Origin of the sequence: Streptomyces sp. HUAS YS2 (assembly GCF_033343995.1) — a bacterium.
GTDB lineage: Bacteria > Actinomycetota > Actinomycetes > Streptomycetales > Streptomycetaceae > Streptomyces > Streptomyces solicathayae.
The window spans coordinates 5,744,853-5,770,336 of sequence record NZ_CP137573.1 but is presented as its reverse complement, the minus strand read 5'-3'; the positions used below and the strand labels follow the sequence as shown (position 1 = coordinate 5,770,336).

The 25,484-nt window shown below is 73.1% G+C and carries 27 protein-coding genes; 18 read left to right on the top strand and 9 right to left on the bottom strand.

The annotated features are described in order from the left end of the window. Positions 1-70 precede the first annotated feature (70 nt). Positions 71-994 (bottom strand): SDR family oxidoreductase, encoded by a 924-nt coding sequence (locus R2D22_RS26755; RefSeq protein WP_318107231.1) that lies wholly within the window; start codon positions 992-994, stop codon positions 71-73. A 100-nt stretch (positions 995-1,094) separates the two neighbouring features. Here R2D22_RS26755 and R2D22_RS26750 point away from each other — a divergent pair, with 100 nt between their 5' ends. Then, positions 1,095-1,613, top strand: coding sequence for a DUF4240 domain-containing protein (locus R2D22_RS26750; protein WP_318109998.1), 519 nt, complete (start codon positions 1,095-1,097; stop codon positions 1,611-1,613). 155 nt (positions 1,614-1,768) lie between these two features. Here the strand turns inward: R2D22_RS26750 and R2D22_RS26745 are convergent, their stop codons facing one another. Together R2D22_RS26745 and R2D22_RS26740 are read right to left on the bottom strand one after the other, a co-directional pair. Further along, positions 1,769-2,602: an SDR family NAD(P)-dependent oxidoreductase gene (locus R2D22_RS26745; protein WP_318107230.1), complete on the bottom strand. Its 834-nt coding sequence runs from the start codon at positions 2,600-2,602 to the stop codon at positions 1,769-1,771. Beyond that, the gene (locus tag R2D22_RS26740; protein WP_318107229.1) at positions 2,602-3,396 is read right to left on the bottom strand and encodes an SDR family NAD(P)-dependent oxidoreductase; all 795 of its coding nucleotides are present in this window, start codon (positions 3,394-3,396) and stop codon (positions 2,602-2,604) included. Before R2D22_RS26740 ends, R2D22_RS26745 begins: the two co-directional genes overlap by 1 nt. A gap of 128 nt (positions 3,397-3,524) precedes the next feature. On the opposite strand from R2D22_RS26740, the gene R2D22_RS26735 reads away from it, so the two are divergent. Further along, positions 3,525-4,160 carry a TetR family transcriptional regulator gene (locus R2D22_RS26735; RefSeq protein ID WP_318107228.1) on the top strand — a complete coding sequence of 212 codons (636 nt, stop codon included), beginning with the start codon at positions 3,525-3,527 and terminating at the stop codon, positions 4,158-4,160. 46 nt (positions 4,161-4,206) lie between these two features. On the opposite strand, the gene R2D22_RS26730 is transcribed toward R2D22_RS26735, so the two are convergent. Continuing rightward, positions 4,207-4,698, bottom strand: a complete 492-nt coding sequence (locus tag R2D22_RS26730; RefSeq protein WP_318107227.1) for a GNAT family N-acetyltransferase — start codon at positions 4,696-4,698, stop codon at positions 4,207-4,209. A gap of 44 nt (positions 4,699-4,742) precedes the next feature. Between R2D22_RS26730 and R2D22_RS26725 the strand changes: the two genes are divergently transcribed. The 3 genes from R2D22_RS26725 to R2D22_RS26715 all read left to right on the top strand — a co-directional run bounded on the left by R2D22_RS26725 (position 4,743) and on the right by R2D22_RS26715 (position 7,745). After that, the gene (locus R2D22_RS26725; protein WP_318107226.1) at positions 4,743-5,636 is read left to right on the top strand and encodes a TIGR01777 family oxidoreductase; all 894 of its coding nucleotides are present in this window, start codon (positions 4,743-4,745) and stop codon (positions 5,634-5,636) included. 40 nt (positions 5,637-5,676) lie between these two features. Next, a complete protein-coding gene (locus R2D22_RS26720; RefSeq protein ID WP_318107225.1) occupies positions 5,677-6,216 on the top strand; it encodes a hypothetical protein in 540 nt (179 codons plus the stop codon). A 185-nt stretch (positions 6,217-6,401) separates the two neighbouring features. Further along, positions 6,402-7,745 (top strand): NAD(P)/FAD-dependent oxidoreductase, encoded by a 1,344-nt coding sequence (locus R2D22_RS26715; RefSeq protein WP_318107224.1) that lies wholly within the window; start codon positions 6,402-6,404, stop codon positions 7,743-7,745. On the opposite strand, the gene R2D22_RS26710 is transcribed toward R2D22_RS26715, so the two are convergent. Beyond that, complete coding sequence (locus R2D22_RS26710) at positions 7,742-9,202, bottom strand: NsdA family TPR-like regulatory protein (protein ID WP_318107223.1); 1,461 nt, start codon at positions 9,200-9,202, stop codon at positions 7,742-7,744. The two genes, R2D22_RS26715 and R2D22_RS26710, sit on opposite strands and share 4 nt — an antisense overlap. Positions 9,203-9,555: 353 nt before the next feature. Here R2D22_RS26710 and lipB point away from each other — a divergent pair, with 353 nt between their 5' ends. The 4 genes from lipB (at position 9,556) to R2D22_RS26690 (ending at position 12,617) form a co-directional block, all read left to right on the top strand. After that, complete coding sequence (gene lipB / locus R2D22_RS26705; RefSeq protein ID WP_318107222.1) at positions 9,556-10,371, top strand: lipoyl(octanoyl) transferase LipB; 816 nt, start codon at positions 9,556-9,558, stop codon at positions 10,369-10,371. A 114-nt stretch (positions 10,372-10,485) separates the two neighbouring features. Further along, entirely contained in the window at positions 10,486-11,439 is a 954-nt protein-coding gene (gene lipA / locus R2D22_RS26700) for a lipoyl synthase (RefSeq protein ID WP_318107221.1), read from the top strand. 247 nt (positions 11,440-11,686) lie between these two features. Continuing rightward, positions 11,687-11,899 (top strand): SCO2195 family GlnR-regulated protein, encoded by a 213-nt coding sequence (locus R2D22_RS26695; RefSeq protein WP_318107220.1) that lies wholly within the window; start codon positions 11,687-11,689, stop codon positions 11,897-11,899. Positions 11,900-11,909: 10 nt separating this feature from the next. Continuing rightward, positions 11,910-12,617, top strand: a complete 708-nt coding sequence (locus R2D22_RS26690) for a DUF4191 domain-containing protein (RefSeq protein WP_318107219.1) — start codon at positions 11,910-11,912, stop codon at positions 12,615-12,617. 82 nt (positions 12,618-12,699) lie between these two features. Here the strand turns inward: R2D22_RS26690 and R2D22_RS26685 are convergent, their stop codons facing one another. Beyond that, a complete protein-coding gene (locus R2D22_RS26685) occupies positions 12,700-13,167 on the bottom strand; it encodes an RDD family protein (RefSeq protein WP_318107218.1) in 468 nt (155 codons plus the stop codon). Between the two features lie 220 nt (positions 13,168-13,387). On the opposite strand from R2D22_RS26685, the gene glnA reads away from it, so the two are divergent. After that, positions 13,388-14,812, top strand: coding sequence for a type I glutamate--ammonia ligase (gene glnA, locus R2D22_RS26680; protein ID WP_318107217.1), 1,425 nt, complete (start codon positions 13,388-13,390; stop codon positions 14,810-14,812). 78 nt (positions 14,813-14,890) lie between these two features. Here glnA and R2D22_RS26675 read toward each other — a convergent pair whose 3' ends face one another. Beyond that, positions 14,891-15,160 carry a hypothetical protein gene (locus tag R2D22_RS26675; protein ID WP_318107216.1) on the bottom strand — a complete coding sequence of 90 codons (270 nt, stop codon included), beginning with the start codon at positions 15,158-15,160 and terminating at the stop codon, positions 14,891-14,893. A gap of 147 nt (positions 15,161-15,307) precedes the next feature. On the opposite strand from R2D22_RS26675, the gene R2D22_RS26670 reads away from it, so the two are divergent. Then, positions 15,308-15,667: an arsenate reductase family protein gene (locus tag R2D22_RS26670; protein WP_318107215.1), complete on the top strand. Its 360-nt coding sequence runs from the start codon at positions 15,308-15,310 to the stop codon at positions 15,665-15,667. Between the two features lie 3 nt (positions 15,668-15,670). Here the strand turns inward: R2D22_RS26670 and R2D22_RS26665 are convergent, their stop codons facing one another. Then, positions 15,671-16,531 (bottom strand): alpha/beta fold hydrolase, encoded by an 861-nt coding sequence (locus R2D22_RS26665; protein WP_318107214.1) that lies wholly within the window; start codon positions 16,529-16,531, stop codon positions 15,671-15,673. A gap of 67 nt (positions 16,532-16,598) precedes the next feature. On the opposite strand from R2D22_RS26665, the gene R2D22_RS26660 reads away from it, so the two are divergent. From R2D22_RS26660 to R2D22_RS26650, 3 genes are read left to right on the top strand one after another with little or no spacing between them, the layout of a single operon-like run. Continuing rightward, positions 16,599-17,069 (top strand): MarR family transcriptional regulator, encoded by a 471-nt coding sequence (locus R2D22_RS26660; RefSeq protein WP_318107213.1) that lies wholly within the window; start codon positions 16,599-16,601, stop codon positions 17,067-17,069. Then, the gene (pdxR, locus tag R2D22_RS26655) at positions 17,066-18,484 is read left to right on the top strand and encodes a MocR-like pyridoxine biosynthesis transcription factor PdxR (protein WP_318107212.1); all 1,419 of its coding nucleotides are present in this window, start codon (positions 17,066-17,068) and stop codon (positions 18,482-18,484) included. Before R2D22_RS26660 ends, pdxR begins: the two co-directional genes overlap by 4 nt. Positions 18,485-18,539: 55 nt before the next feature. Beyond that, a complete protein-coding gene (locus R2D22_RS26650; RefSeq protein ID WP_318107211.1) occupies positions 18,540-19,196 on the top strand; it encodes an RlpA-like double-psi beta-barrel domain-containing protein in 657 nt (218 codons plus the stop codon). Here R2D22_RS26650 and R2D22_RS26645 read toward each other — a convergent pair. Further along, positions 19,193-20,155: a Gfo/Idh/MocA family protein gene (locus R2D22_RS26645; protein ID WP_318107210.1), complete on the bottom strand. Its 963-nt coding sequence runs from the start codon at positions 20,153-20,155 to the stop codon at positions 19,193-19,195. The genes R2D22_RS26650 and R2D22_RS26645 overlap by 4 nt on opposite strands. Positions 20,156-20,415: 260 nt before the next feature. On the opposite strand from R2D22_RS26645, the gene R2D22_RS26640 reads away from it, so the two are divergent. The 4 genes from R2D22_RS26640 to R2D22_RS26625 all read left to right on the top strand — a co-directional run bounded on the left by R2D22_RS26640 (position 20,416) and on the right by R2D22_RS26625 (position 25,155). After that, positions 20,416-21,825: a hypothetical protein gene (locus R2D22_RS26640; protein WP_318107209.1), complete on the top strand. Its 1,410-nt coding sequence runs from the start codon at positions 20,416-20,418 to the stop codon at positions 21,823-21,825. Then, entirely contained in the window at positions 21,822-22,988 is a 1,167-nt protein-coding gene (locus tag R2D22_RS26635; RefSeq protein WP_318107208.1) for an ARPP-2 domain-containing protein, read from the top strand. The genes R2D22_RS26640 and R2D22_RS26635 overlap by 4 nt, the downstream gene beginning before the upstream one ends. 137 nt (positions 22,989-23,125) lie before the next feature. Then, complete coding sequence (gene glnII / locus R2D22_RS26630; RefSeq protein WP_318107207.1) at positions 23,126-24,160, top strand: glutamine synthetase; 1,035 nt, start codon at positions 23,126-23,128, stop codon at positions 24,158-24,160. Positions 24,161-24,243: 83 nt separating this feature from the next. After that, positions 24,244-25,155: a DUF6891 domain-containing protein gene (locus R2D22_RS26625; RefSeq protein WP_318107206.1), complete on the top strand. Its 912-nt coding sequence runs from the start codon at positions 24,244-24,246 to the stop codon at positions 25,153-25,155. Positions 25,156-25,484: the final 329 nt, after the last annotated feature.

The window sequence follows — 25,484 nt, the reverse complement described above, 5'->3', positions numbered from 1 at the left end:
CGTGCTCGGTGGCCCTGACAGCCCGACACCCACGGCCACCCCGGCCACCGGCCGGCCCCGGCGCCCCGTGTCAGCGGTAGTCGTCCGGGGAGACGTTCTCGTCCGTCTCCTGGGCGATCAGGAAGCCCCAGGCGTCCGGCCGGGAGCCGTCCGTGTCGGTGAAGCCGTACTCCTTCGCCAGCCCGCCGCTGGAGAGCGAGCGGCCGTTCCAGCGGGCCCGGTCGGGGTCGGCCGCGAGTGCGGCGACCGCGCGGCCGACGTACGCGGGGGACTCGGCGACGCCGAAGCCCGGGACCTTCGCGGTCGCGTCCCGCCAGTTCTCCTCGGTCACCCCGAACGCCTCCAGCATCTGCTCGGAGCGCAGCCAGCCAGGGCTGATCGCGACCGCCGCGCAACCGACCTCCGCCAGGCCGCCGGCGAGCCCGAAGGCCATCCGGATCGGCGCGTTCTTGGCCAGGTCGTAGAAGAGGTTCTCGCGGAAGCGGGTGCCGTTGTACTCGGCCGTGCCGTCGGTGACCTCCACGACGAGGCCGCCGGAGTGCCGGACGAGCAGCGGCACCGCGAGCCGGGACGTGATGGCGTGCGTCTTCACGCCGAGTTCGAGCATGCGCAGCCCGCCGTCGAGGTCGGTCTCCCAGAACTTCTCGCCGAACTTGATCAGGTGCTCGCCGCCCCACACGTCGTTGACCAGCACGTCGAGCCGGCCGCGCTCCTTGTCGATCCGCTCGACCAGCGCCCTGACCTGCTCGATCTCCAGGTGGTCGGTGGGGACGGCGATGCCCTCGCCGCCCGCCGCGGTCACCAGCTCCGCCGTCTCCTCGATGGTCTCGGTCGTCCGCCCGACCTCGCTGGCCCTCGCCCGCGTGGTGCGTCCCGTCACGTACACCGTGGCGCCGGCCGCGCCGAGCGCCACGGCGATGCCGCGTCCCGCGCCCCGCGTCGCGCCGGCGACCAGTGCGATCCTGCCGCCGAGCGGCTTCGTCTCCGTCGTCATGAACAGGAGACTGCCAGGGAAAGGCGACACCTTCTGTCCGGTTTCATTTCGGTCGCTCCGGGTGCGTCGCCCTGTGGGAGGCCCGATGCTGGTTCCCGTGATGGACGAGACGGAGTTCTGGGAGATCATCGACTCCACCCGGGAGGCCTCTGAGGGCGACCCGGAGGAGCACGCCGACCTGGTCGTCGAGAGGCTGCTCCGGTTCGATCCGGACGCCGTGCTGGACTTCGCCCGTCACTTCGAGGCCCGGTACAACCGCGCGTACCGCTGGGACCTGTGGGGCGCCGCGTCGCTGCTGCTCGACGGCGCGGGCGACGACTCCTTCGACTACTTCCGCTGCTGGCTGATCGGCCAGGGGCGGGAGGTCTTCGAGGGCGCGGTGCACGATCCGGACGCGCTCGCGGAGCTGCTGGGGGACTTCGACGAGGAGATCGACGGGGACGGCGAGGAGCTGGGGTACGCGGCGGACGAGGCGTACGAGCGGCTCACCGGCGCCGAGGCCCCGGACCTGGGCATCCCGCCGCAGGCGGCGGAGCCGGAGGGCGTCGCGTTCGACATGACGGACGACGCGGAGCTGGCGGCGCGCTTCCCCCGGCTGTGGGACCGCTTCGGGGGTTAGGAGGGGGTGCTCCCCGAAGCGGTCCCGGTCTGTGAGGCACGGCCGTCTGTGAGGCGCGGGCCGAGGTCGGCCATAGGTGGGTACGGGCCCGGGGGCCCTACCCTCCCCCTAGGGCTTCGCCCTGGGGGGACCCCCTCCGGGCCCGTACCGGCCTGTCAGCCCACCTGGAGGGTGGGGTTCACCTGGCCGAGGATCATGTCCGTGCGCGGCTGGAGCGCGGGGAAGAGCTGCTCGGGCTGCGGGATCGCCCAGTACTTCCCCTCCGCGACCATGTCGAAGACGCGCGCGGCGTGCTCCTCCGGCGTGATCCCGAACTCGTCGCTCATCGCCTGGAGGTGGTCGGCGAAGCCCGCGAGCTCCGGCGCCGCGTCCTCGCCGGGGCGCGCCGCTCGGAAGATCTCGCTCTTGACCGAGCCGGGCGTCACCACGGACACCTGGACCGGCGCGCCCTTCATGAGCATCTCGTGGTGCAGCGACTCGGTGAGCGCGAGGACCGCGAACTTGGTGGCGCTGTACGGGGCCATCAGCGGGCTGGGCAGCAGTCCGCCGATGGACGACACGTTGACCACCCAGGCCCGCTCGCCGCGCTCCAGCATCCGGGGCACGAAGGCGCGGATCCCGTTGACGTAGCCGCCGATGTTGACGCGGAGCATCGCGTCCCAGCGCTCGGCCGGGATCTCCCAGGAGTAGCCCATGGCCATGATCCCGGCGTTGTTGACCAGCAGGTCGACGGTGCCGAAGCGGGCGTACGCCCGCTCGGCCAGCGCCTCGACGGCCGCCGGGTCGGCGACGTCGGTGACGACGGCCTCGACCTCGGCGCCGAGGGCGGACACCTCGCCCGCGGACTCGGCGAGGCGCACCGCGTCGATGTCCGCGAGGACCAGCTTCATGCCGAGCCCTGCGGCGTGCCGGGCGAGCCCGGCACCGATCCCGGAGGAGGCTCCGGTGATCACCGCCGTACGGCCGGCGAAGAGCTCCGCGGCGGACATCAGAAGTGCGTCCCGCCGTCGATCCGGACCTCGGTGCCGGTGATGAACCTGCCGTCCTCGGAGGCCAGCATGGCGACGACGCCCGCGACGGTCTCGGGGCCGGCGAAGCCCTGGCCGAGGGCGGGGGCGAGCTTGGTGAAGAGCGACCAGTCGGTGTCCTCGGGCAGGCCGGGGCCGGCGGACTGCTTGCTGGCGCCGCTGCCGTCGGTCATGCCGGAGGAGATGGAGCCGGGCTGGACGGCGGTGAAGCGGATGCCCTGCTTGGCGTACTCGGCGGCGAGCGCGTGGGTCATGGACTGGATGCCGCCCTTGCTGGCCGCGTAGGCGGCCATGTACGGGTGGGCGAACATCGCCGAGGTCGAGGAGAAGTTGACCACGGCCGCGTCGTTGCCCTGGAGCAGCGCCGGGATCGCCTCGCGGATGACGAGGAAGGTGCCGGTCAGGTTGATCCGGATGACCTGCTCGAACGCGTCGAGGCCGGTCTCGTGGGTGTGCGAGGAGCGCAGGATGCCGGCCGCGTTGACCAGTACGTCCAGGCCGCCGAGGGTCTCGACGGCGGCGGCGACGCCCTCCCGTACGGAGGTCTCGTCGGCGATGTTCACGACGAGAGTGGTGAGGCGGTCGGCGGCGTCGCCGGCCTTGGCGACGGTGTCCTTGAGGCCGTCCTCGCTGATGTCGGCGGCGACAACGCGACCGCCCTCGGCCAGCAGGCGCAGGACGGTGGCCTGGCCGATGCCGGAGCCGCCGCCGGTGACGAGTGCGCGGCGTCCCTCGTAACGGGTCAGCTGGTTCATGACGACAACCTCTCGATCTCAAGATTTCCGGAGCGATAACCACCGTACGCCTATGTGGCACGTTTTGCCATAGTTGCACGATGTGCATCTTCGGCATGATCGTCGAGCTCGGGCGTAGGCTACGTCCGGTGAGCACCAAGCCCCCCTCCCTCACCGAGCGACGCAAGGCCGCGACGCAGCTCGACATCGCCCGCGCGGCGGCCGAGCTGTTCACCGAGCGCGGCCCCGACGGCACCACGGCCGAGGACATCGCCCTGCGCGCCGGGGTCGCCCTGCGCACCTTCTACCGGTACTTCCGCTCCAAGCAGGACGCCGTCGCGCCGCTGCTCGCGGGCGGCGCGGACCGCTGGCGCGAGTCCCTGGCCGCCGCCGGGCCGGGCGCGACGGTGCCGGCCGCCCTGGAACACTCGATCGCCGAGGCGCTCGGCGCGGCCGACGAGGACGCGGCGGAGGGGCTGCGCTGGACCCGGGGACTGCTCCGGGCCGCGGCCGAGGACCCCGCACTGCGGGCGGTCTGGTACCGGGTCAACCAGGAGTCCGAGGAGAAGCTGCTGGCCGTCGTCGCGGAGCTGGCGGGCCCGGACGCGGACCCGCTGGAGGTCCGGCTGGCCGCCGCGGCGGCCACCGACGCGATCCGGGTGGCCCTGGAGGCCTGGGCGGAGACCGACGCGCCGGTACGCGGCGAGGGGGCCCCGGCCGAACTGGCGGTGCGCTGCCTGCGCGAACTGATGGGCGGCATGGGGCCGTTGACGCCGGGGCGGTGAGCCCGGCGGGAGTGGTGAGCCCGACGGAAGCGGGGACGGGCGGCGCCTAGAGCGAGCGGCCCATGAAGACGTCGTCGACGTACGCGCCGTCCAGCAGGAACTCCCCCGGCAGCACGCCCTCGACGGCGAAGCCCTCGGCCTCGTACAGGGCACGCGCGGGCGCGTTGTGACCGAGGACGCGCAGGGTGATCCGGCTCGCGCCCTGCCGCCGCGCCTCCTCGAAGGAGGCGCGCAGCAGCGCCCGGCCGACCCCGCGGCCACGGGCGTGCCCGGCCACGGCGAGGCCCTGGATCTGCCGGACGTGCGTGTGGCAGGCGAGCGGACTGGGCCGGTGCAGCCGCAGGAAGCCGTCCATGGTCCCGCCCTCGCCCTCGGCGACGAGGTAGTGCTCGGGCCGGTGGGTGGAGTCGAAGAAGGCATCGTACGGGGCCTGCGGCGCGGGCTGCACGGAGTGCAGGGTGGACCAGACGGCGCGGTCGAGTTCGCCGAGCGCAGCCTGGTCGGCGAGCCGGGCGGTGCGTATGTGCGGCGTAGTCATGCCCGCCACTGTGCCATGAGGGACCGGCGGGGCAGGATGGGCTCATGCAGCGTTCTCGTATCGCCGTCACCGGCGCGTCCGGACTCATCGGCTCCGCCCTCGTGCGCTCCCTGCGCGCGGACGGCCACGACGTCGTCCGCCTGGTGCGGCGCCCCGCCGTGGCGGCGGACGAGGTCGAGTGGGACCCGAAGCGGCTGTACGTGGACGTCGCCGGCCTGGTCGGCTGCGACGCGGTCGTCCATCTGGCGGGCGCGGGGGTCGGCGAGCGGCGCTGGACCGAGGCGTACAAGAAGGAGATCCGGGACAGCCGGGTGCTCGGGACGACCGCGATCTCACAGGCGCTGGCCTCCCTCGCGGAGCCCCCGAAGGTCCTGGTGTGCGGCACCGCGCTCGGCTACTACGGCGACACCGGAAGCAGCGCGGTGGACGAGAGCGCCCCGGCGGGCGAGGGCTTCCTGCCGTCGGTGTGCGTGGAGTGGGAGGCCGCGGCCGCCCCGGCGGAGGAGGCCGGGATCCGCGTCGCGTACGCCCGCACCGGGCTGGTGGTGGCCCGTCAGGGCGGCGCCTGGGGAAGGCTGTTCCCGATCTTCGGGGCGGGGCTCGGCGGCCGGATCGGGGACGGCCGCCAGTACTGGAGCTTCATCTCGCTGCACGACGAGGTGGCCGCGCTGCGCCACCTGCTCGACACGGAGTCCCTGTCCGGCCCGGTGAACCTGACCGCCCCTGAGCCGGTCACCAACCGCGAGGTCACGGCCGCGATGGGCCGCGTACTGCGCCGCCCGACCCCCTTCCCGGTGCCGGCCGCCGCCCTGCGCGTGGCCCTCGGCGACTTCGCCGCCGACGTCCTGGGCAGCCAGCGCGTGCTGCCCGGCCGGCTGCTGGAGTCCGGCTTCGCCTTCGCCTTCCCGACCATCGACGAATCGATCCGCGCCGCCTGAACGGCGGCCCGGATCTCAAGAGGGGGGACAAGCAGCCGTCATGAAGTGGTCCCGTGTGCTCAGGAACTCTCTCCTGTGCTGTCTCGCGCCGGCGTTCGCCGTCTCGTGCGCCGCTCCGTCCGGCGCGGGCGCCGACGGGCCGCCCCGCGCCTCGGCGAGCCCCGCGGAGAAGAAGTGCGACGTGCGGACCGAACCGGAGCCGATCAGGAAGCGCTTCCTGCAACTCGGGGAGCCGCGGCGGACCCGGTGGTGCGCCATCGTGCTGGGCGTCGAGAATTCGCGGGTGCCCGGCCCTACGGACGTGCGCATGGTCGCGGTCGTCGAGGTCACGCCGGATGCGTTGAAGAGGATCCTCGTGTACGGCACCTTCGCCCCTGCCGTGCCGGAGAACGTCCCGCCGGCCCTCGTCGACGCCGTCCCCGAACTGCGGGACGCGCGCTGGACCGCGAGCGAGGCGTTCGACGCGAGCGTGACGCGCGAGGCGTACACCGGAACCTTCTACGTCGACCGCGCGAAGCGGCTGGTTCTCGTCGACGCCGTGAACCCGGGGGCGGCCGACGCTCCCCTCGTGAGCAACTAGCCCGTACGCCCCGCAGGTCGGCGCCCTGTGCGACCCCCGTGCACCGGCTGCCCCGCCCGCACGGGGGGCGCCGCCGTACCGCGGTCCCTAGGCTCGATCTCCGAGCTCGATCCGAACTCGGGCATTCCGTGGCGCTGTTGGGGGCATGAGCCTCCCACCAGTCGCGCAGACCTGGGGAGGGGCACGTGCTCAGTAGCGCACGCCACACGGACGTCGTCGTCGTCGGAGCCGGGATAGCGGGCCTTTCCGTCGCCCACCGGCTGACCGGCGCCGGACTGACCGTCACGGTCCTGGAGGCCGCGTCGCGGACGGGCGGGCGGATGGCCACCGAGGTCGTGGACGGCTTCCGGCTGGACCGCGTCGGGCAGTTGCTCGGCGCCTCCGCGCCGGAGCTGCACGGCACCCCGGGCCTAGAGGGGTTGACGCTGCGTCCGTTCGCGTCCGGGGTCCTCGTCCACCACGACGGACGGTACGTCAGGACCATGGAACCGGCCCATGTCCGCGGGGTCCGGGCCACGGGGCCGGGAGGCTCCCACACCCTCTGGGGCGTAGGGGGCGCGCTCACCGTCGCGCGCGCCCTCGCGAGCGCCCCCCGCTCGCTGGACCAGGCCCGCCTCGGCGCGGCCCTCGCCCGCCTCGCGGCGACACCGGTCCCCCGACTGCTCGCCCGCCCGGAGCGGACCGCGCTCGACGCGCTGAACGCCCGGCTGCCCGCCCGTACCGTGCAGGGCTTCCTGCGCCCGCTGCTCGCCGCGCTGCTCGGCGACCCCGACCTGAGCACCTCCAGCCGGTGCGCCGATCTCGCCCTGCGGGCCTTCGCCCGGGGCGGGCTGTGCGTGCCGGCGGGCGGCGCGGCGACGGTCCCGGAGCTGCTGGAGGCCGAGCTGCCGCCGGGCACGGTACGCACCGGGGTGCGCGTCACGGAGGCGTCGATCAGCCGCGTGGCGACCGCCGACCACGGGGTGTTCCGCTGCCGCGCGGTGGTCCTGGCGACCGGCGGCCGGGCCGCGGCGGAACTGCTCCCGGGCCTGCGGGTCCCCGACTTCCGCACGGTCACGGTGCTGCACCACACCGCGCCCGCGCCGCCGCCGCTCGCCGAGCGGGCCCTGCTGCTCGAGTCCGATCCGGGCGGCCCGGTCGCGCACACGGCCGTGATGAGCGCGGTGGACCCCTCGCGCGCCCCGGCCGGCCGGGTTCTGGTCAGCTCCACCGTCCTGGGTCCGCCGCCGGACGATCTGGAGCGCCGGGTCCGCAAGCACCTGGCCGCGCTCTACGCCTGCTCGACGGACGACTGGGAGCTGCTCGGGCTGCACCACGACCCGGAGGCGATCCCGGCGATGCCGCCGCCGCACGACCCGCAGCGCACCGTGCGGATCCTCTCCGGCCTGTACGTCTGCGGCGACCACCGGACCACCGGCACCCCGCAGGCCGCCCTCGCCTCCGCGCGACGCGCCGCCCGGTCCCTGCTCGCGGACCTCGGCGTCCGCGAGGACCGCCGGGCCGCCGAGGAGACCCCGGTGGCCGCCTAGCCGATCGCCGCGACGCGGTCCCGGTACGTACGGACGGCGGCCGCGTCGCGGTACGGCTCCAGGCGGCGCTCGAAGTCGCGTACGTACTCCAGGGCGCGGGCCGAGCGCATCTCGGAGGCCTGCTGGGCCGCCTCCGCGCCCAGGGCGCACGCCTGGTCGAGCTCGCCGAGGCCCAGCCGGGCGGAGGCGAGCACGACGCGGCAGAACAGCCGGCTGCGGGCGAAGCCGGGGGCGCGCAGCTGGAGGGAGCGCTCGGCGTGCTGGGCGGCGGCGCGGTACTGCTGGAGGTCGCGATGGCAGTGGCCGAACTCGTCGGCGAGCTGCGCCTCGTCGAAGGCCCGTGCCCAGTAGGGCACCTCGTCGCCGGGCCGGGCGGCCTCCAGGGACCGCTCGGCGCGGGCCAGCGCCGCGCTGCACGCGCGTACCTCGCCGAGGACGCCGTGCCCGCGCGCCTCCACGGAGTGCAGCAGCGCCTGCACCACCGGCGGGGCGGAGCTGCCCACGCCCTGCTGCGCGACCCGGGCCAGCTGCACGGCCTCCCGCCCGTGGCCGAGGTAGACCGCCTGCCGGCTCATGGTGATCAGCACGTAGGAGCCGTACGCGCGGTCGCCGGCGGCCTGGGAGAGCCGCAGCGCCTGGACGAAGTACCGCTGGGCGAGGCCGTGCGCGGCGATGTCGTACGAGGTCCAGCCGGCCAGCCTGGTCAGGTCGGCGGCGGCCCCGAACAGGCGGCGACCGACGGCCTCGCCGTAGGTGCCGCGGAGCATCGGCTCGGCCTCGTGCTCCAGGTAGCGGACGAGGGCCTGGCGGGCGTGGCCGCCGCCGTAGGCGTGGTCGAGGGTGCGGAACAGCTCGCCGACGGAGCGCAGGGCGGCGATGTCCCCGGCGGAGACCCGTTGACCGGGGCCACGGTCGGTGCCGCGCTGGCGGGGCACCGAGGGCCGGCCCTGCGGCGGCACGCGGCCGCCCGCGGCGCCGGGCGGCGGCCCGGGGAGCGTCTCGCCGCGGCCGACCCGTTCGTCCGCCCGCCCGATCAGCCAGTCGCGGCTGGGCACGACGAGCCCGGCCGGGGTGAACGCGATCTTGCGCAGTTCGGCGTGGCTGCCGGAGTCCTTGCGCCACAGGCCGCCGACGATGTCCACGGCCTCCTCGGGGGTGGCCGCGAACTCGAGCCCCGCGTACACCGGCGCGCAGGCGTCGAGCCCCAGGTCCTGCGCGGAGAGCCGGCGGCCGAGGCGCCGGGTGAAGACCTCGGCGATCAGGGCGGGCGTGGTGCCGCGCGGTTGCTGGCCGCGGAGCCAACGGGTCACCGAGGTCTTGTCGTACCGCAGGTCGAGGCCGTGCTCCAGGCCGAGCTGGTCCACCCTTCTGGCGAGGCCCGCGTTGGAGAAACCGGCCTCGGCGATGAGCGCGGCGAGCTGGCGGTTCGGGATGCGCTGCGGGGGTCGTTCCGTCATCAGCTGTGCGGTCTCCTGCCTTCCGGGCCCGGGTGCAGCCCTCATGGAACGGCGTGAATTTAGCGGCCCGTACCGCCTGTGCCGCCACCTTCGCCCCACATTCATCCGATCGTGTGAGGAACGGGAGGGAGGGTTGCCGCCGGGCGGTGACCAGCGGCAACCCCGCGGGAACGGCAGCGGTCGGGCGAGGGGTCTCCGTGCCGTGCCGAGGGGTCGCTGCGCGGCAGACCGGACACCGGCCGGTCGGGGACGCGCGGCACCGCCGTACAGTGGCATGGGCGCGAATGACACATGGTGCCGCGCCGGCCCCGGGACGATCCTCGGGACCCGGCACCCGACGAGGAGGCTTTGCCGTGAGTGAGCTGCGATTCGTCCGTCTGGGCTTCGGCGGGGACGCCGTCGAGTACCAGGTGGCGTGGGACAAGCAGCGCGAGGTGCACGCCGCCCGGTTCGCCGACGAGGTCCCCGACACGTGTCTGCTCCTGGAGCACCCGCCCGTCTACACGGCGGGGCGGCGCACCGCGGAGAGCGAGCGCCCGCTGGACGGCACGCCTGTCGTCGACGTGGACCGCGGCGGCAAGATCACCTGGCACGGCCCCGGCCAGCTGGTCGGCTACCCGATCCTGAAGCTGCCGCGCCCGGTCGATGTGGTGGCCCACGTCCGCCGCCTGGAGGACGCGCTGATCCGCACGGCCGCCGAGTTCGGCCTGGAGACCACCCGGGTCGAGGGCCGCAGCGGCGTGTGGGTGCTGGGCGACCCGGTCGAGCAGCGTCCGTCGTTCGGCGGACTGAACCTGGACTTCGACCCCCGGCTGACCGACGAGGAGTTCGATCCGCGGCTCAACGGCCCGGAGTACGCTCCCTCCAACGCCGGCCAGCGACGTGAGGACCGCAAGCTGGCGGCGATCGGCATCCGGGTCGCCAAGGGCGTCACGATGCACGGCTTCGCGCTGAACGTGAACCCGGACAACACGTGGTTCGACAAGATCATCCCGTGCGGCATCCGCGACGCGGGCGTGGCCTCGCTCGCGAACGAGCTGGGCCGGGACATCACCATCGAGGACGTCCTGCCGGTCCTGGAGCGGCACCTGCGGGACGTACTGGAGAACGCGGACCTGAAGCCGCGCGAGATCGAGCGCGAGCCGGAGACGGCCCCCGCGTCCGCCTAGGGAATGCGCCGCGTTGGCCACAGGTTGGCCACACGTAAGCGCACGAAGCAAGGCAAACGAAATAACGGGCGTACTCTGGTGTGCGCCGAAGAATCGAAGCTACAGGGAGCCGATGTGTCCGCAGTCGCACCCGACGGACGCAAGATGCTGCGCCTGGAGGTCCGCAACAGCCAGACCCCCATCGAGCGCAAGCCCGAGTGGATCAAGACCCGGGCGAAAATGGGTCCCGAGTACACGAAGATGCAGAACCTCGTGAAGAGCGAGGGTCTGCACACGGTCTGCCAGGAAGCCGGCTGTCCGAACATCTTCGAATGCTGGGAGGACCGCGAGGCGACCTTCCTCATCGGCGGCGACCAGTGCACCCGGCGCTGCGACTTCTGCCAGATCGACACGGGCAAGCCCGAGGCGCTGGACCGTGACGAGCCCCGTCGGGTCGGCGAGTCCGTCGTCACGATGGACCTGAACTACGCCACCATCACCGGCGTCGCCCGCGACGACCTGGAGGACGGCGGCGCCTGGCTGTACGCGGAGACCGTCCGCCAGATCCACCAGCAGACCGCCGAGCGCGCGGCCGGCCGGACCAAGGTCGAGCTGCTCGCCCCCGACTTCAACGCGGTGCCGGAGCTCCTGGAGCAGGTCTTCGACTCCCGCCCCGAGGTCTTCGCGCACAACGTCGAGACGGTGCCGCGGATCTTCAAGCGGATCCGCCCCGGCTTCCGCTACGAGCGGTCGCTGGAGGTCATCACCAAGGCCCGTGACTACGGTCTGGTCACGAAGTCGAACCTGATCCTCGGCATGGGCGAGACCCGCGAGGAGATCAGCGAGGCGCTGCAGCAGCTGCACGCGGCCGGCTGCGAGCTGATCACCATCACGCAGTACCTGCGCCCGTCGGTCCGGCACCACCCCGTGGAGCGCTGGGTCAAGCCGCAGGAGTTCGTGGAGCTGAAGGAGGAGGCCGACGAGATCGGCTTTTCCGGCGTGATGTCCGGCCCCCTGGTCCGTTCCTCGTACCGCGCGGGTCGGCTGTACCAGCAGGCGATGGAGCGGCGCGGCGCCACCGCCGTGTGAATCGACTCACAAGTCATTACTGACGGGTAATGGCCGCATCGGCGCGGCCCGTACACCCTCCGCAGGTCGGAGCGGGGTACGGGCCGCGTCGTCGTTCACGGAGCCGTTCGTCCAGGCGCATCAACGTTTCATCAGTGTTTGACCACCGGCTCACACGCTGGTAACACCAGTCTGTGAGCCTGGCATCACTCACCGCCGCTGCTTACCCCCCACCTCATCTCATCCGCTCTTGAGGGAGGACCCCCGAATGCAGGCCGCGACGCACGTCCGCGCCACCGCCCTTCCGTCCGTGACCGACGCCCTGCGGGCCGTGGAGGCCCTGCTGCTCGGCAGCGGGCAGCGCACCGCCCGCCGCAACGCCTGGACCTCCGTCCTGGAGGACCGGCGCCGCGCCAAGGACCGGGTCGAGGCCCAGCACGTACTGGAGGCGGTGGCGGGCCGCACTTCCAGCGCCACGTAAACTTCAGGACATGGCGAGGAAGGCAAACACGAACACCGCTGGTGCCGCTGAGAACCAAGGGCGACTCAAGCAGATCGTTCTGACGTACAAGATGACCCGAAAGGCCGATCCGAAGGTCGGTCTTGTCGTCGCGGGTGTGGGCATCGTCGTTCTCGGCGTCCTCCTCGGGATCGGCTTCGCGATCGGTCACCCCATCTATCTCGGCATCCTGGGCTTCGTCCTGGCGCTGCTGGCGATGGCCATCGTCTTCGGCCGGCGGGCCGAGAAGGCGGCCTTCGGGCAGATGGAGGGCCAGCCGGGCGCGGCGGCCGCGGTCCTGCAGAACATCGGCCGGGGCTGGACCACCACCCCCGCGGTCGCGATGAACCGCAACCAGGACGTCGTGCACCGCGCGGTGGGCCGTGCGGGCATCGTGCTGGTGGCCGAGGGCAACCCGAACCGGGTCAAGACGCTGCTCGCGGCCGAGAAGAAGAAGATGGCCCGGGTCGTGGTCGACGTGCCGGTGAAGGACATCATCGTCGGCAACGAGGAGGGCCAGACCCCGCTGAGCAAGGTCCGCACGACCATGCTCAAGCTGCCGCGGGTGCTCTCCGGCCCGCAGGTGACGGCGACCAACGACCGGCTCCGGGCGATGGGCGACCTGATGAGCAACATGCCGCTGCCGAAGGGCCCGATGCCCAAGGGCATGCGGATGCCGCGCGGCGGAAAGATGCGCTGACGCGACGCACGCGAAGAAGGGCGCCCCGGCCGGATGGCCGGGGCGCCCTTCTTTCTTCGTGTCTCCGTGTCGCCCGGGGGGCTCAGATCCGGACCTGGACCGCGCCGGCGAGCCGGTCGTGCAGGCCGCGGCCGTCCCGGTCCCAGATCAGCGCCGGGATCGCGAGGCAGACCAGCACGCTGCGGACCACGACGCGGACGATGCCGAGCCGGCCGCCCTTGTCCGAGACCACGCGGAGCCCGAAGAGCCGCTTGCCGGGAGTGAAGCCGACCGTACCGACCGTGAGCACGCTCATGACCAGCAGGATCACGATCGCCCAGTTGCCGGTCGCCTGCTCGTAGCCGTCGGTGATCAGGCCGTATGCGATCAGCAGGCACAGCGCCCAGTCGACCGTGAGGGCGCCGATCCGCCGGCCCGGGCGGGCGATCGAGCCGGGCCCCTCCTCGGGCAGGCCGAGCTGCTCGCCCCGGTATCCGAAGTCGACGCCTGCGTCCTCGGCCGCCGCGCGCGGGCCGGAGAGCCATGATCCGAGTGCTTGCCTGTTGTCCACCCGACCACGGTACTGCGCCCGTTTTCGATCACTTCCGCCCGGGTGTCGACGGCGGCTGCGGAGGCCCGCCGCACCCCGCTCCGGTTAACTTGGGCGAAACAAATGGGTCATGATTGAGAAATCCCGTCTGCCTATGGTCGGGTGCAGCGTGTGCCACCGCACTGGCCGCACGACCGAGCTACAACCCCGCCCTTCCCAGGTCGGGAGTAGGAGGAGTTGGATGTCCGAGAAGCACGGGTTCCAGAACGCCGACGAGGTCCAGAAGTTCATCAAGGACAACGACGTCAAGATGGTCGACGTCCGGTTCTGCGACCTGCCCGGCGTGATGCAGCACTTCACGATCCCGGCGACGGCGTTCGACCCGACCGAGGAGCTCGCCTTCGACGGTTCGTCGATCCGCGGTTTCCAGGCGATCCACGAGTCGGACATGGCGCTGCGTGCCGACCTGTCCACGGCGCGGGTCGACCCGTTCCGCAAGGACAAGACGCTCAACATCAACTTCTTCATCCACGACCCGATCACGGGCGAGCAGTACAGCCGTGACCCGCGCAACATCGCCAAGAAGGCCGAGGCCTACCTCGCGTCCACCGGCATCGCGGACACCGCGTACTTCGGCCCGGAGGCGGAGTTCTACGTCTTCGACTCGGTCCGCTTCGAGACCTCGGCGAACCAGGGCTTCTACCACATCGACTCCGAGGCCGGCGCCTGGAACACCGGCAAGGAGGAGGACAACCGGGGCTACAAGGTCCGCTACAAGGGCGGCTACTTCCCGGCCCCGCCGGTCGACCACTTCGCCGACCTGCGCTCGGAGATCTCCCTGGAGCTGGAGAACGTCGGCCTGCAGGTCGAGCGCCAGCACCACGAGGTCGGCACCGCCGGCCAGGCGGAGATCAACTACAAGTTCAACACGCTGCTCGCCGCGGCCGACGACCTGATGCTCTTCAAGTACATCGTGAAGAACGTCGCCTGGCGCAACGGCAAGACCGCGACCTTCATGCCGAAGCCGATCTTCGGCGACAACGGCTCGGGCATGCACGTCCACCAGTCGCTGTGGTCGAACGGCGACCCGCTGTTCTACGACGAGGCCGGCTACGCGGGCCTCTCGGACACCGCCCGCTACTACATCGGCGGCATCCTGAAGCACGCCCCGTCGCTGCTCGCCTTCACCAACCCGACGGTGAACTCGTACCACCGCCTGGTGCCGGGCTTCGAGGCCCCGATCAACCTGGTCTACTCGCAGCGCAACCGCTCCGCCGCGATGCGCATCCCGATCACCGGCTCGAACCCGAAGGCCAAGCGCGTCGAGTTCCGCGCGCCGGACCCGTCCTCGAACCCGTACCTCGCCTTCTCGGCGCTGCTGCTCGCGGGCCTCGACGGCGTCAAGAACAAGATCGAGCCGGCCGAGCCGATCGACAAGGACCTGTACGAGCTGGCCCCCGAGGAGCACGCGGGCGTCGCCCAGGTCCCGACCAACCTCGAGGCCGTCCTCACCGCCCTGGAGGAGGACAACGAGTACCTGCAGGCCGGTGGCGTCTTCACGTCCGACCTGATCGAGACCTGGATCGACTACAAGCGCGCCAACGAGATCGCCCCGATCCAGCTGCGCCCGCACCCGCACGAGTTCGAGCTCTACTTCGACCTCTAAGCCGGAGCGTCCTCGACGAAAGGCCCCGCCGCCCTCCTTCGGGAGGGTGGCGGGGCCTTCGTCGTGCCGGTCGGTCGGTCAGCGGCGGAGGAGGGTGCGGACCATGCGGCAGGTGATGCCGGACGGGTTGTGCAGGCCGATGCGGTCGGCGGTGGTGCGTATCGTGGCGTCGTCCGCCTGCGAGGGCGCGTAGACGCCCGAGTCCATCAGGGCGATCGCGAGGCGCATGGCCTTCAGGCGGCGATTGTGGGTGATGTACCACTCGCGGGGCAGGCCCGCCGGGAGCGGCTTCCTCGTGAGGGGCTTCCAGGCTTCGAGGGGCAGCGTCGAGATGGTGGCGACAGCCATGCGGCGACCTCCTGGCGCAGGTGGGCGGGGGCCCTCCCCGGGACCCTCGCTTCAGCCTCTATTTTAGTGCCGCCCACTGACAATCGTCCCTGGCCAGACGGGCTTTGAGGGGGTCTGGTGGGGCTCGGGAGCGGTACCGTGGCGGGCATGGAGATCTGGATCAATCCCGCCTGTTCGAAATGCCGCAGCGCCATCAGCCTGCTCGACGCGGAGGGCGCCGAGTACACCGTCCGCCGCTACCTGGAGGACGTGCCGACCGAGGACGAGATCCGCGCCGTTCTGGACCGGCTCGGGCTGGAGCCGTGGGACATCACCCGGACCCAGGAGGCGGCCGCCAAGGAGCTCGGGCTCAAGGACTGGGCCAAGGACGCCGACTCCCGGGACAAGTGGATCGCCGCGCTCTCGGCACATCCCAAGCTGATCCAGCGGCCGATCATCACGGCCGAGGACGGCACGGCCGTGGTGGCGCGGTCCGAGGAGGCCGTGCGGGACGCGCTGTCGCGCTAGGCGCTACCGGCCGGCCGCCAGGAATTCCGCGATGCGGCGGAGGGTGTCCGGCGGCGTGGCCGGCGGGAGCGTGTGGTGCGTGGCGCCGGGGACGGTCACCGTCTCCAGGCGCGGCACCGCGGCCCGCGCGCGGGCCGCGACCCTGCGGACGTCGTGCGCCCTACTGTGCTCGGCGAGCAGGAGCAGCGTCGGCGGTGCCAGGCGCCGGAGTTCCTCTGGCCTCGGGCGGGGGCCGGTGACGGGCCGGACGGTCGGGAAGTCAGCGGTGCGGGCGTCCAGCTCCCGCCACGCGGGGTCCAGCGGGGCGCCCCTGGTCTCCCATGCCAGGAAGGCCCGGTTCCGGGCGGGGGCGGGGCGCAGCAGCATCGGCAGCGCGCGCAGCAGGTAGCGCGGGGTGAACCCGGTGAACGCGTTCGTGGGGTCGAGGAGCACCAGCCGGCCGACCCGGTCCGGCGCCCGGAGGGCGTGGTGGAGGGCGATCCAGGCCCCGTACGAGTGCCCGCAGAGCGCGGCGGACGTCAGGCCGAGCCCGTCGTACAGCGCGTCGAGCCAGGCGCTCAGGTCGTCGGCCGTACGCAGCGGCCGGTCGCCGGGGACGCTGCGGCCGGGGTCGCCGATCAGGTCGGCGGCGTACAAGCGGTGGGTCCGGCCGAGTTCGGCCGCGACGCCGTACCAGCCGGTGGAGGTCGCGCCGCCGCCGGGCAGGAGCAGCAGGGGCGGCGCGCCGTCGGGTCCGTACCGGTGGACGTGTGTGGTGCCGAAGGGCGTCGGTACGTCGAACGAGCTCGTGCCGGCGGGCCACTTGGCGAGGACCGCGTCGTACGCGGCGGAGAAGGCGGTGGAGAGGGCGGTGTCCTCGGGCATGATGCTCCTCAGTTATCTCGCCGAGCATTTATCTCGTTGAGCGAGATATTAGAGGAGGGTGGATCCGTTGTCCGAGAGTCCGGAGAGTCCCGAGCGGGAGATCTTCCATCTGCTGCGGGCCGTCACCGTCGCGTACGGGCTGCGCCAGGCCGCCTTCGCGAGCGAGAACGGGCTGCACCCCACCGACGTCCGCGCCCTGATCTGCCTGCTCGACGCTGAGCGCGCGGGGACCGACGCCACCCCCGGCGCGCTCGGCACGGAGCTCGGCCTCAACTCGGCCGGGACGACCGCGGTGATCGACCGGCTCGAACGCCTCGGCCACCTCTCCCGCGTCCGCGACCCCCGCGACCGGCGACGCGTCCTGCTCCGTGTCGACGACCGCGCCAAGGAGCTGGGCTGGGCATACTTCGGGCCGCTGATCCACCGTACGGAGGCCCTGCTGCGCGGCTTCGACGCGACCGAGGCGGCGGCGATCGACCGCTTCCTGCACGGGGTACGGGACATCCTGGCCGACGACGAGCGCGGAGCGGACACGTGACCGAGTCCGGGGCCCTCGGGGTCGACCTGCATCTGGAGCTGGCCGGCGGCGGCAGCCGGCGCGCGGCGCTCACCCGCGCCCTGCGGGACGCGGTGCGGGGCGGGCGGCTCGCGCCCGGGACCAGGCTGCCGCCGTACCGTTCGCTCGCCGCCGACCTCGGGATCGCCCGGAACACCGTCGCCGACGCGTACGCGGAGCTGGTCGCCGAGGGGTGGCTGACCGCGCGCCAGGGGTCGGGCACCCGGGTCGCCCGGATCGAGGCCCCCACGCCCGACGCCCCGGCGCCCTCCCCCGCGGTCGCGCCCGCCCCCACGTACGACCTGGTGCAGGGCAAGCCGGATCCCGCGACCTTCCCCCGCACGACCTGGGCCGCCGCCGCCCGGCGGGCACTGAACGCCGCGCCGCACGAGGCGTTCGGGCCGGGCGACCCGCAGGGGCGGATCGAGCTGCGGCAGGCCCTGGCCGCGTACCTGGCGCGGGTGCGCGGCGTACGCACCACGCCCGCGCGGATCGTCGTCTGCTCCGGCACGGCGCACGCGCTGCGGCTGCTCGCCCGGGTGGTCGGCGGGACGTGGGCGGTCGAGGAGTACGGCCTGCCGTTCCACCACCGCCTGCTTCTCGACGGCGGCGTACGGACCGTGCCGGTACCGGTGGACGAGGACGGGGCCCTGGTCGACGGGGTCCGCGGGCGGGCCGTGCTGCTCACGCCCGCGCACCAGTTCCCGACCGGCGGGCCCCTGCACCACGACCGTCGAGCGGCGGTGGTCGACCGGGCCCGGACGGGCGGCGCACTCGTCGTCGAGGACGACTACGACGCCGAGTTCCGGTACGACCGGCGGCCGGTGGGTGCGGTGCAGGGGCTGGCCCCGGACCGGGTGGTGCTGATGGGCTCGGTCAGCAAGAGCCTGTCGACGGCGCTGCGGCTCGGCTGGATGGTGCTGCCGGAGCCGCTGGTCGGCGAGGTCGTGGCGGCCAAGGGCGTACGGGAGCAGTACGCCTCCGTGATCGACCAGCTGACGCTCGCGGAGTTCCTGGCGGGCGGGGCGTACGACCGGCACGTACGGCGGATGCGGCAACGGCACCGGTCCCGGCGCGACCGGCTGACCGAGGCCCTGGCGGACCGCGTCCCCGAGGTCCGGGTGACCGGGATCGCGGCCGGGCTCCACGCCGTGGTCGAACTCCCGCCGGGCACCGAGGCGCGGGCGCTCGCGGCGGCGGAGCGACGGGGCGTCGCCGTCGAGGGGCTGGCCGGGTTCCGGCATCCGCGGAGCACGGCGGAGCCGCGGGACGGGCTGGTCGTGGGGTACGCGACCCCGCCGGAGCGGCGGTACGGACCGGCGCTCGACGCGCTGTGCGCGGCGCTCCGCGAGGCTCTGGGGCCACCGGCCAACAGAAGTGACCTGAGGGAGAGTTGAGCAGAACCGGCGTGCTACTCGTACGTAACGGCACACGGACCGAAAGGAGCCCGACGTGTCACGCAAGAGGACGCTCAGCCCGAGGAAGAAGGTCGCGCTGCTGGCCGGCGCGGTCGCGCTGGTCGGCGGGACGGCGGTGGTGGTGACCGGGACCAGTCAGGCGTCGACGGCCTGCGACGGCCTGGCCGGCGCGCTCGCCAACAACGAGAGATTCATCGCGGACCAGCGGGCGAACCCGGACGCCCTGTCGGACGCCCGGATCGCCAATCGGGAGGCGGTGATCGCGGAGATCCGCCGCAAGCAGGCCGCGTCGGGCTGCGGAGGCGAGGCGGCACAGCCTCCGGCCGCCGCCCAGCCTCCGGCCGCACAGCCTCCGGCCGCCGCACAGCCTCCTGCGGCCCAGCCCCCGGCCGCCCGGCCGCCCGCCCGACCGCCCGTTTCCGTCCAGCCGCCCGCCGCCGGCGGTGACGTGGTCTGCCCCGGCTCCACCGTCACGCTCTCCGGGGAGGGCGGCGCGCCCGCCGCGTCCAGCAACCAGTTCCCGCTCGGCACCCGCCTGAAGGTCACGAACCTGGACAACGCCAGATCCACGACCGTGGAGGTCACCTCCGTCTCCGGCAGCTGCGCACTCCTGAACAACGCGGCCTTCGAGCAGGTCCGCGAGCCCGGCAAGTTCCTGATCCGCAAGGCCCGCATCGAGCGCGTGGGCTAGCCGGCCGACGGTGCCGCCGCGCGCACGGCACCGTCCCCGGCACCACCCCCGGCCCCGACGCTCCCCTCGGCCTCGGCCAACAGCTCCGTCAGCCGGACCCCGAACCGTATGTCGCAGGCGTGCGGCACTCCCGTCCGCGCCGCCTCCAGCAGGGCGTCGACCGCGCCCGTGAACGCCGACCGGGCGTCGCCCCAGTCCGGCAGCTCCACGCTCCCCCGCTCCCCGTACAGCGTCAGGCCCACCTCCGCGGCGGCCGGCGGGGCACTCAGGGTGACCGTCGCCGTGCTGCTCGCTCCCGACGCGTGGCGCATGGTCAGGTGCCGGGTGTCGGCCGGGCCCGCCACGGCGCGTATCTCCGTGACGTCGCCCAGCACCGGCAGCAGCACCGACAGGACGTGCGGCCCCACGTCCCACAGCCCACCCTTCTCCCGCCGCCACGGCGACGCGGCGTAAGGGCTTTGGGAGCCGGAGCCGTACAGCGAGCCCAGCCAGTGCGCGCGGGCCGTGAACCAGCCGCCCGCCCCGGCCTGTTCGTCGATCCAGCGGACCGTGGGCCCGGCGAACCGCAGCGTGCAGAACACGACCGAGGCGACGCCGGCCCTCTCCGCCGCGTCGGCCGCCGCCCGCGCCGCGGCGGGCGCCGTCGCCACCGGCTTGTCGAGCAGCAGATGACACCCGGCCTCGGCGGCCCGGACCGCCAGCGGGGCCTGCACGTCCGGCGGCAGCGCGAAGGCGACCGCGTCGCACGCCGCGAACAGCGCGTCCAGATCCTCGTACGCCCGCGTGCCGTGCCCGGCGGCCAGCTCCGCCGCCGCCCCGGCCCGTCTCCCCCACACCCCGGCGAACTCCACACCGGCATGTGCCGCCAGCGCGGGCGCGTGCGTGGCCCCCGCCCAGGGGCCGGTGCCGACCAGTCCCACCCGGGTCGTACGGGGAGTGGCCACCGAAGTCTCCGTCATGCCCCAAGTCTGCCCGCCCCGCCGACTTCGCGGGCCGCCTGTGGAAAAGCCCGTCGCCTCCCGCCTCCACGAACCGCCGCCCTCCTTCACGAACCCACGGCCCGAAACTCCGTACGCCCCGCCCCTCCCCCGGTGTTACGTTTCCTCCGCCGGCCGCGGGACTCCGGTGCGACTTCCGGGACCTGCCTTTGAAGCAACGTTTTCGCTGTTCGTGCCCCCATTCCCCGGCCGGCGCCCAGACACGAGAGCCCGGGGGAGCCATGTCGGAGACGGTCACCGATCTCGTCGCCGCCGAGGACGTGCTGTTCTTCGTGAACGCGGCCGTCACCGCCACCGGGCAGCGGGAGTTCCGCTCCTCCGCCGCCGAACAGCGGCTGTCGCTCGCCTTCCTGCACGAGTACGTGCGGGTCAACTACCGGCCCCTGTACGCGGCCTGCCTGGCGCTGGACGTCAACGACCACAACGCGGCCCTGATCGTCGAGCACCTGCTGCGCACCCCGCACGAGGCCGGCGCGGAGGAGGGCCGGCTGATCGCCGCCCGCCTCGCGCTGCTGCCGCCGCAGCGGGTCTACCGGCTGTTCCGCGCGCTGCGCGCCGCGAAGGTCAACAACCGCCGCACCCGCGCGATCGTCCGCGACTGGCTGGCCGCCCGGCCCGACCTCGGCCTGGACGCGGTGAAGTACCGCGCCGGTCTGAAGGCCGCCGCCCGCCATCTCCACCTGCCGCTGCCGGACGACGAGACCGGTGACTTCCTGTTCGCGCCGCGCCGCCGGGCCCGCTACGACCACGCCCTGCTGGACGCGCACCGCCGCGCCCACCACGACCAGCGCGCGGTCTACGAGCTGCCGTTCACCGTGGCCGAGGGCTTCGCCGCCCGGCACGGCGTCCCGCGCGGGGTGTTCCTGGAGCGGATCGCGCCCCGGATGACCCGGCTCGAGCGGCTGCGCACCCAGCGGCACGCGGGTGTGGCGGCCGACCTGTCCACGATGCCGCTGACCCGGCTCGCGCTGTACGTGCTCGCGCTCCCCTTCGAGGAGCGCGCGGCGCGGCGCACGGAGCTGACCGGCGCGCTGCGGGCCGCCGCCGCACGGGCCGCGGGGCCGTACGCGGGGACCTGGGGCCGGGTCGCCGCCGTGCTCGACGACAGCTACTCCTCCTCCGGCTCGGGCGTGAAGCGCCGCCGGCCGCTGGCGGTGGCGCTCGGCTGCCATTTCCTCCTGGAGGCTCTGGCGGGGTCGTACTCCGCGCACTGGACCTCGGGCGGCACGGACCCGCTACTGGTCCGGCCGCACGGGCCGACCCCGCTCGGTCTGCGCGTGCTCGACGCACTGGAGGCCCCGGGCCCCGCCCCGGACCGGTTGGTGATCGTCTCGGACGGCTGGGACAACGCCCCGCCCGGCCTCGCGGGCGAGGTGCTGCGCGTCTGGCGGACCCACCTGGACCCGGAGCGCCGCACGGCGGCCGTGCATCTGAACCCCGTATACGACCCGGACGGCTTCGACGTGCGCCGGCTCGCGCCGAGCGTGCCGACCGCCGGCGTCCGGGACGCGGAGGACCTGCCCGCGCTGGTGGAGATCGCGCAGTTCGCGGAGGGCCGGACCGGCCTGGCGGAGCTGCGCGCCTATCTGGACCGCCGGGTGGAGCTGTTCCTGAAGGAGGCGGTCCGGTGACCGGGATCGACCTGACCGGCCTGGAGGTCCGCCCCGCGCAGGTGTGGGGCGGCGTCCGGCTGGTCCCGCTGGTGCGCGCGGCGCCGGTCGCGGGGCTGCGGCTGCACCGCGAGGTGTACGCGTGCTCGGGGCACGGGGTGGACGTCGGCGACGGCACCGCGTACACCTCGTACATCCCGCACGGCTTCGTCGCGGACTGGTCCGGCGAGGGGGCGGGCGCGGAGTCGGCGGCGTACGGCTCCCGGCTCGGGGGCGAGCCGCGGACGGTCCCGGTGCGCGGCCCGCACCACCGGCTCGCCAAGCGTCAGCGCGCGAAGAGCGGGCGGGCCGAGCCGCGGCTGCGCTTCCTGCCGCTGCACCTCGCCCTGGAGGGCTATCTGGCGCTGCATTTCGGCGGCCCGTCCACGGTCTGGGAGGAGTGGTCCCGGGAAGCGGTGCGCCAGGGTCTGTCGCCGCGCGCGGAGGCGGCGTACGCGGGCTGGTCGGTGCCCGGGCTCGGCGAGGCACTGCGGGTGTTCGAGATCCACCCGGGGCAGTGCGGTCTGATGCTGTACGTCGCCGACGCGCTCGCCGCCGCCTTCGTCGTGCCGCACCCGGACGACTACCGCCTGCTGCACCCCACCCTGGTGGAGGACCTGTACGGGGAGCTGGTGCACCAGTACGCCCACTACGGCGCGCCGGTGCCCGAGTTCACGGCGCGGATCCGGGACGCCGCCGGGGGCGGACGGACGCTCGCGGACCTGCGGGCCGCGGCCGTCGCGCAGGAGCGGGACTGGGCCGCGGGGCACGACGGGCTGATGGCCCGCGACCTGCTGGAGACCTCGTACGCCTTCGAGCGGGTGTACCGGATGGACGGCTTCGAGCTGCTGCGCTTCCTGCCTCCGTTCCGGCGGGGCGGGACGGAGCAGCACATCGGCGAGCTGATCACCGACCACAAGGGGCGCACGGCGTACCTCAAGACCTTCCGGCTGTCCGAGAACCAGATCCGGCGCGGTCATCTGCTGCAGCGGCTGGCGGACCACGACTGGCACCTGGGCCGGACCGCGGAGGCACTGGGGACCTCGTACCGGGAGCTGGTGCTGCGGATCCAGCGGGCGGGCTTCGGATCGCTGCTGAACGCCCACGAGGTCGCACGGCGACTCAGGGAGACAAAGGAAGGCTGAGTAACACGGGGTTCACAAACGGGCAACCGACGGGAAATCCCGTGTTGCGAAGCTGCGCGCATACCCCCGCAGCTCTCGCAGCGTCGCGAGCCGCAGCAAGTCTCCCGCAGCAGCAGCACGCCAAAGGATGAGGCACCGTGACCTTCAAGGCCGAGTACATCTGGATCGACGGCACCGAGCCGACCGCCAAGCTTCGTTCGAAGACGAAGATCCTGACGGGCGACGCCTCCGCCGAGCTCGCCGACCTCCCCATCTGGGGCTTCGACGGATCCAGCACGAACCAGGCCAAGGGCCACGCCTCGGACCGCGTCCTCAAGCCGGTCTTCGTCTGCCCGGACCCGATCCGCGGCGGTGCCGACATCCTGGTGATGTGCGAGGTCCTGAACACGGACATGACGCCGCACGAGTCCAACACCCGTGCCGCGCTGGCCGAGGTCTACGCGAAGTACGCCGCTCAGGAGCCGATCTTCGGCATCGAGCAGGAGTACACCTTCTTCGACGGCGAGCGTCCGCTCGGCTTCCCGGTCGGCGGCTTCCCGGCCCCGCAGGGCGGCTACTACTGCGGTGTCGGCGCCGACGAGATCTTCGGCCGTGACATCGTCGAGGCGCACCTGGAGAACTGCCTGAAGGCGGGTCTGGGCATCTCCGGCATCAACGCCGAGGTCATGCCGGGCCAGTGGGAGTTCCAGGTCGGCCCGCTGGCGCCGCTGGACGTCGCGGACCAGCTGTGGGTGGCCCGCTGGCTGCTGTACCGCACCGCCGAGGACTTCAAGGTCTCCGCGACCCTCGACCCGAAGCCGGTCAAGGGCGACTGGAACGGCGCGGGCGCGCACACCAACTTCTCCACCAAGGCGATGCGCGAGGGCTACGACGCGATCATCACCGCCTGCGAGTCGCTGGGCGAGGGCTCGAAGCCGCTCGACCACGTCAAGAACTACGGCGCCGGCATCGACGACCGTCTGACCGGTCTGCACGAGACGGCCCCGTGGGACAAGTACTCCTACGGCGTCTCGGACCGCGGCGCCTCGGTCCGCATCCCGTGGCAGGTCGAGCAGGACCAGAAGGGCTACATCGAGGACCGCCGCCCGAACGCGAACGTCGACCCGTACACGGTGACCCGCCTGCTGGTGGACACCTGCTGCGAGGCCCTGGAGAAGGCCGGCCAGGTCTGATCCGGACGAAGCACGAGCGCGCCCCCTGCCGGGACCGGCAGGGGGCGCTCCGCGTTGTCAGTGGGCTCTGTCACAGTGAGGGCATGCTCGACATCACGGTCAGGACCGAGAACTGGCAGCACCACGTGCGCGTTTCGGAGGAGACGCTGCGGGACCTCGCGCTGCGGATCGGCGGCGACGGGGACCGCTTCCTGGTGGTGCAGCGGATCCCGGACATACCGGACGAGTTCATCCAGGTGTGGCACGAGGACGGCGGCGGCTACCAGTTGGAGCACCGGGCCGGCGGCCCCGAGCGGCATTACGTCGTGGAGGGCGGCGACGCGGAGCGGGTGGCGGCGGTGATCGTCCGCTGGGCGCGCCGCGAGACCGCCTGGGACCACGGGCTCGGCTGGGCGCTCGCGGACCTGCCGCTTCCCGAGCCGGTGCCGGAGATCGACGAGGAGATCCGGGGCGTGCTGGAGGACCGGGTGCGGGAGCTGTTGCGCTGCGGCTACGACGACCGGGAGCGGCTGTCGGAGGCGGCGGAGCACCACCTGGTGGAGGGCGAGGTCCGGCCGGTGACCCGGGCGCAGGCGTCCGCCCTGGTGGACCGGCTGTGGCTGGAGCGGGTGGAGGAGATGGCCGGCTGGGCCGGGACGACCGATCCGGAGCGCGTCACGGCCGCGTTCGAGACGCTGGAGGGCGCCGGCATCACCGCCCGGGAGAACTTCACCTGCTGCCGGAACTGCGGGACGACGGAGATAGGCGGCGAGGGCGAAGAGGACGCACGGGGGTTCGTGTTCTTCCACGCGCAGTGCACGGAGGGCGCGGCGAACGGCGGCCCGCTGTATCTGCTGTACGGCGGCTTCGACGGCGTCGCGGAGACGACGACGGCGGTGGGCCGGGAGGTGACGGACGCGCTGCGCGGGCAGGGTCTGACCGTGGAGTGGGACGGGTCTCCCGAGTCGTCGATCCTGGTCACGGGTCTCGACTGGCGGAAGCGGCTGACGGGTTGACGGTCCGCCCGCCGGCCGGCGTGTCCCGCGCATGTCCGGGGCATGACGTACGTCATGGCCGGATGGGGGCTGCGCAGGGCGTTTCCCTGCTGGTTTAATAGGGATATGGCCCGCATCCAGAACGACACCGCTTCGAGGCGTTTCGACCTCGAGCCGTTCTGGCCTTCCCGGCAGCACCACGACTACGACCGGTGCTGTCGACGCGTGAGGAACGCGCCGGCCCTCTAAAGCCCGACCGGATCCGTGTCCGGTCCCTGGCCTTCGGCCGACGCGCATGACGTACGACGACGAACCGTCCGTCCGTGACTCGCGCGAAAGAGCTGAACTCT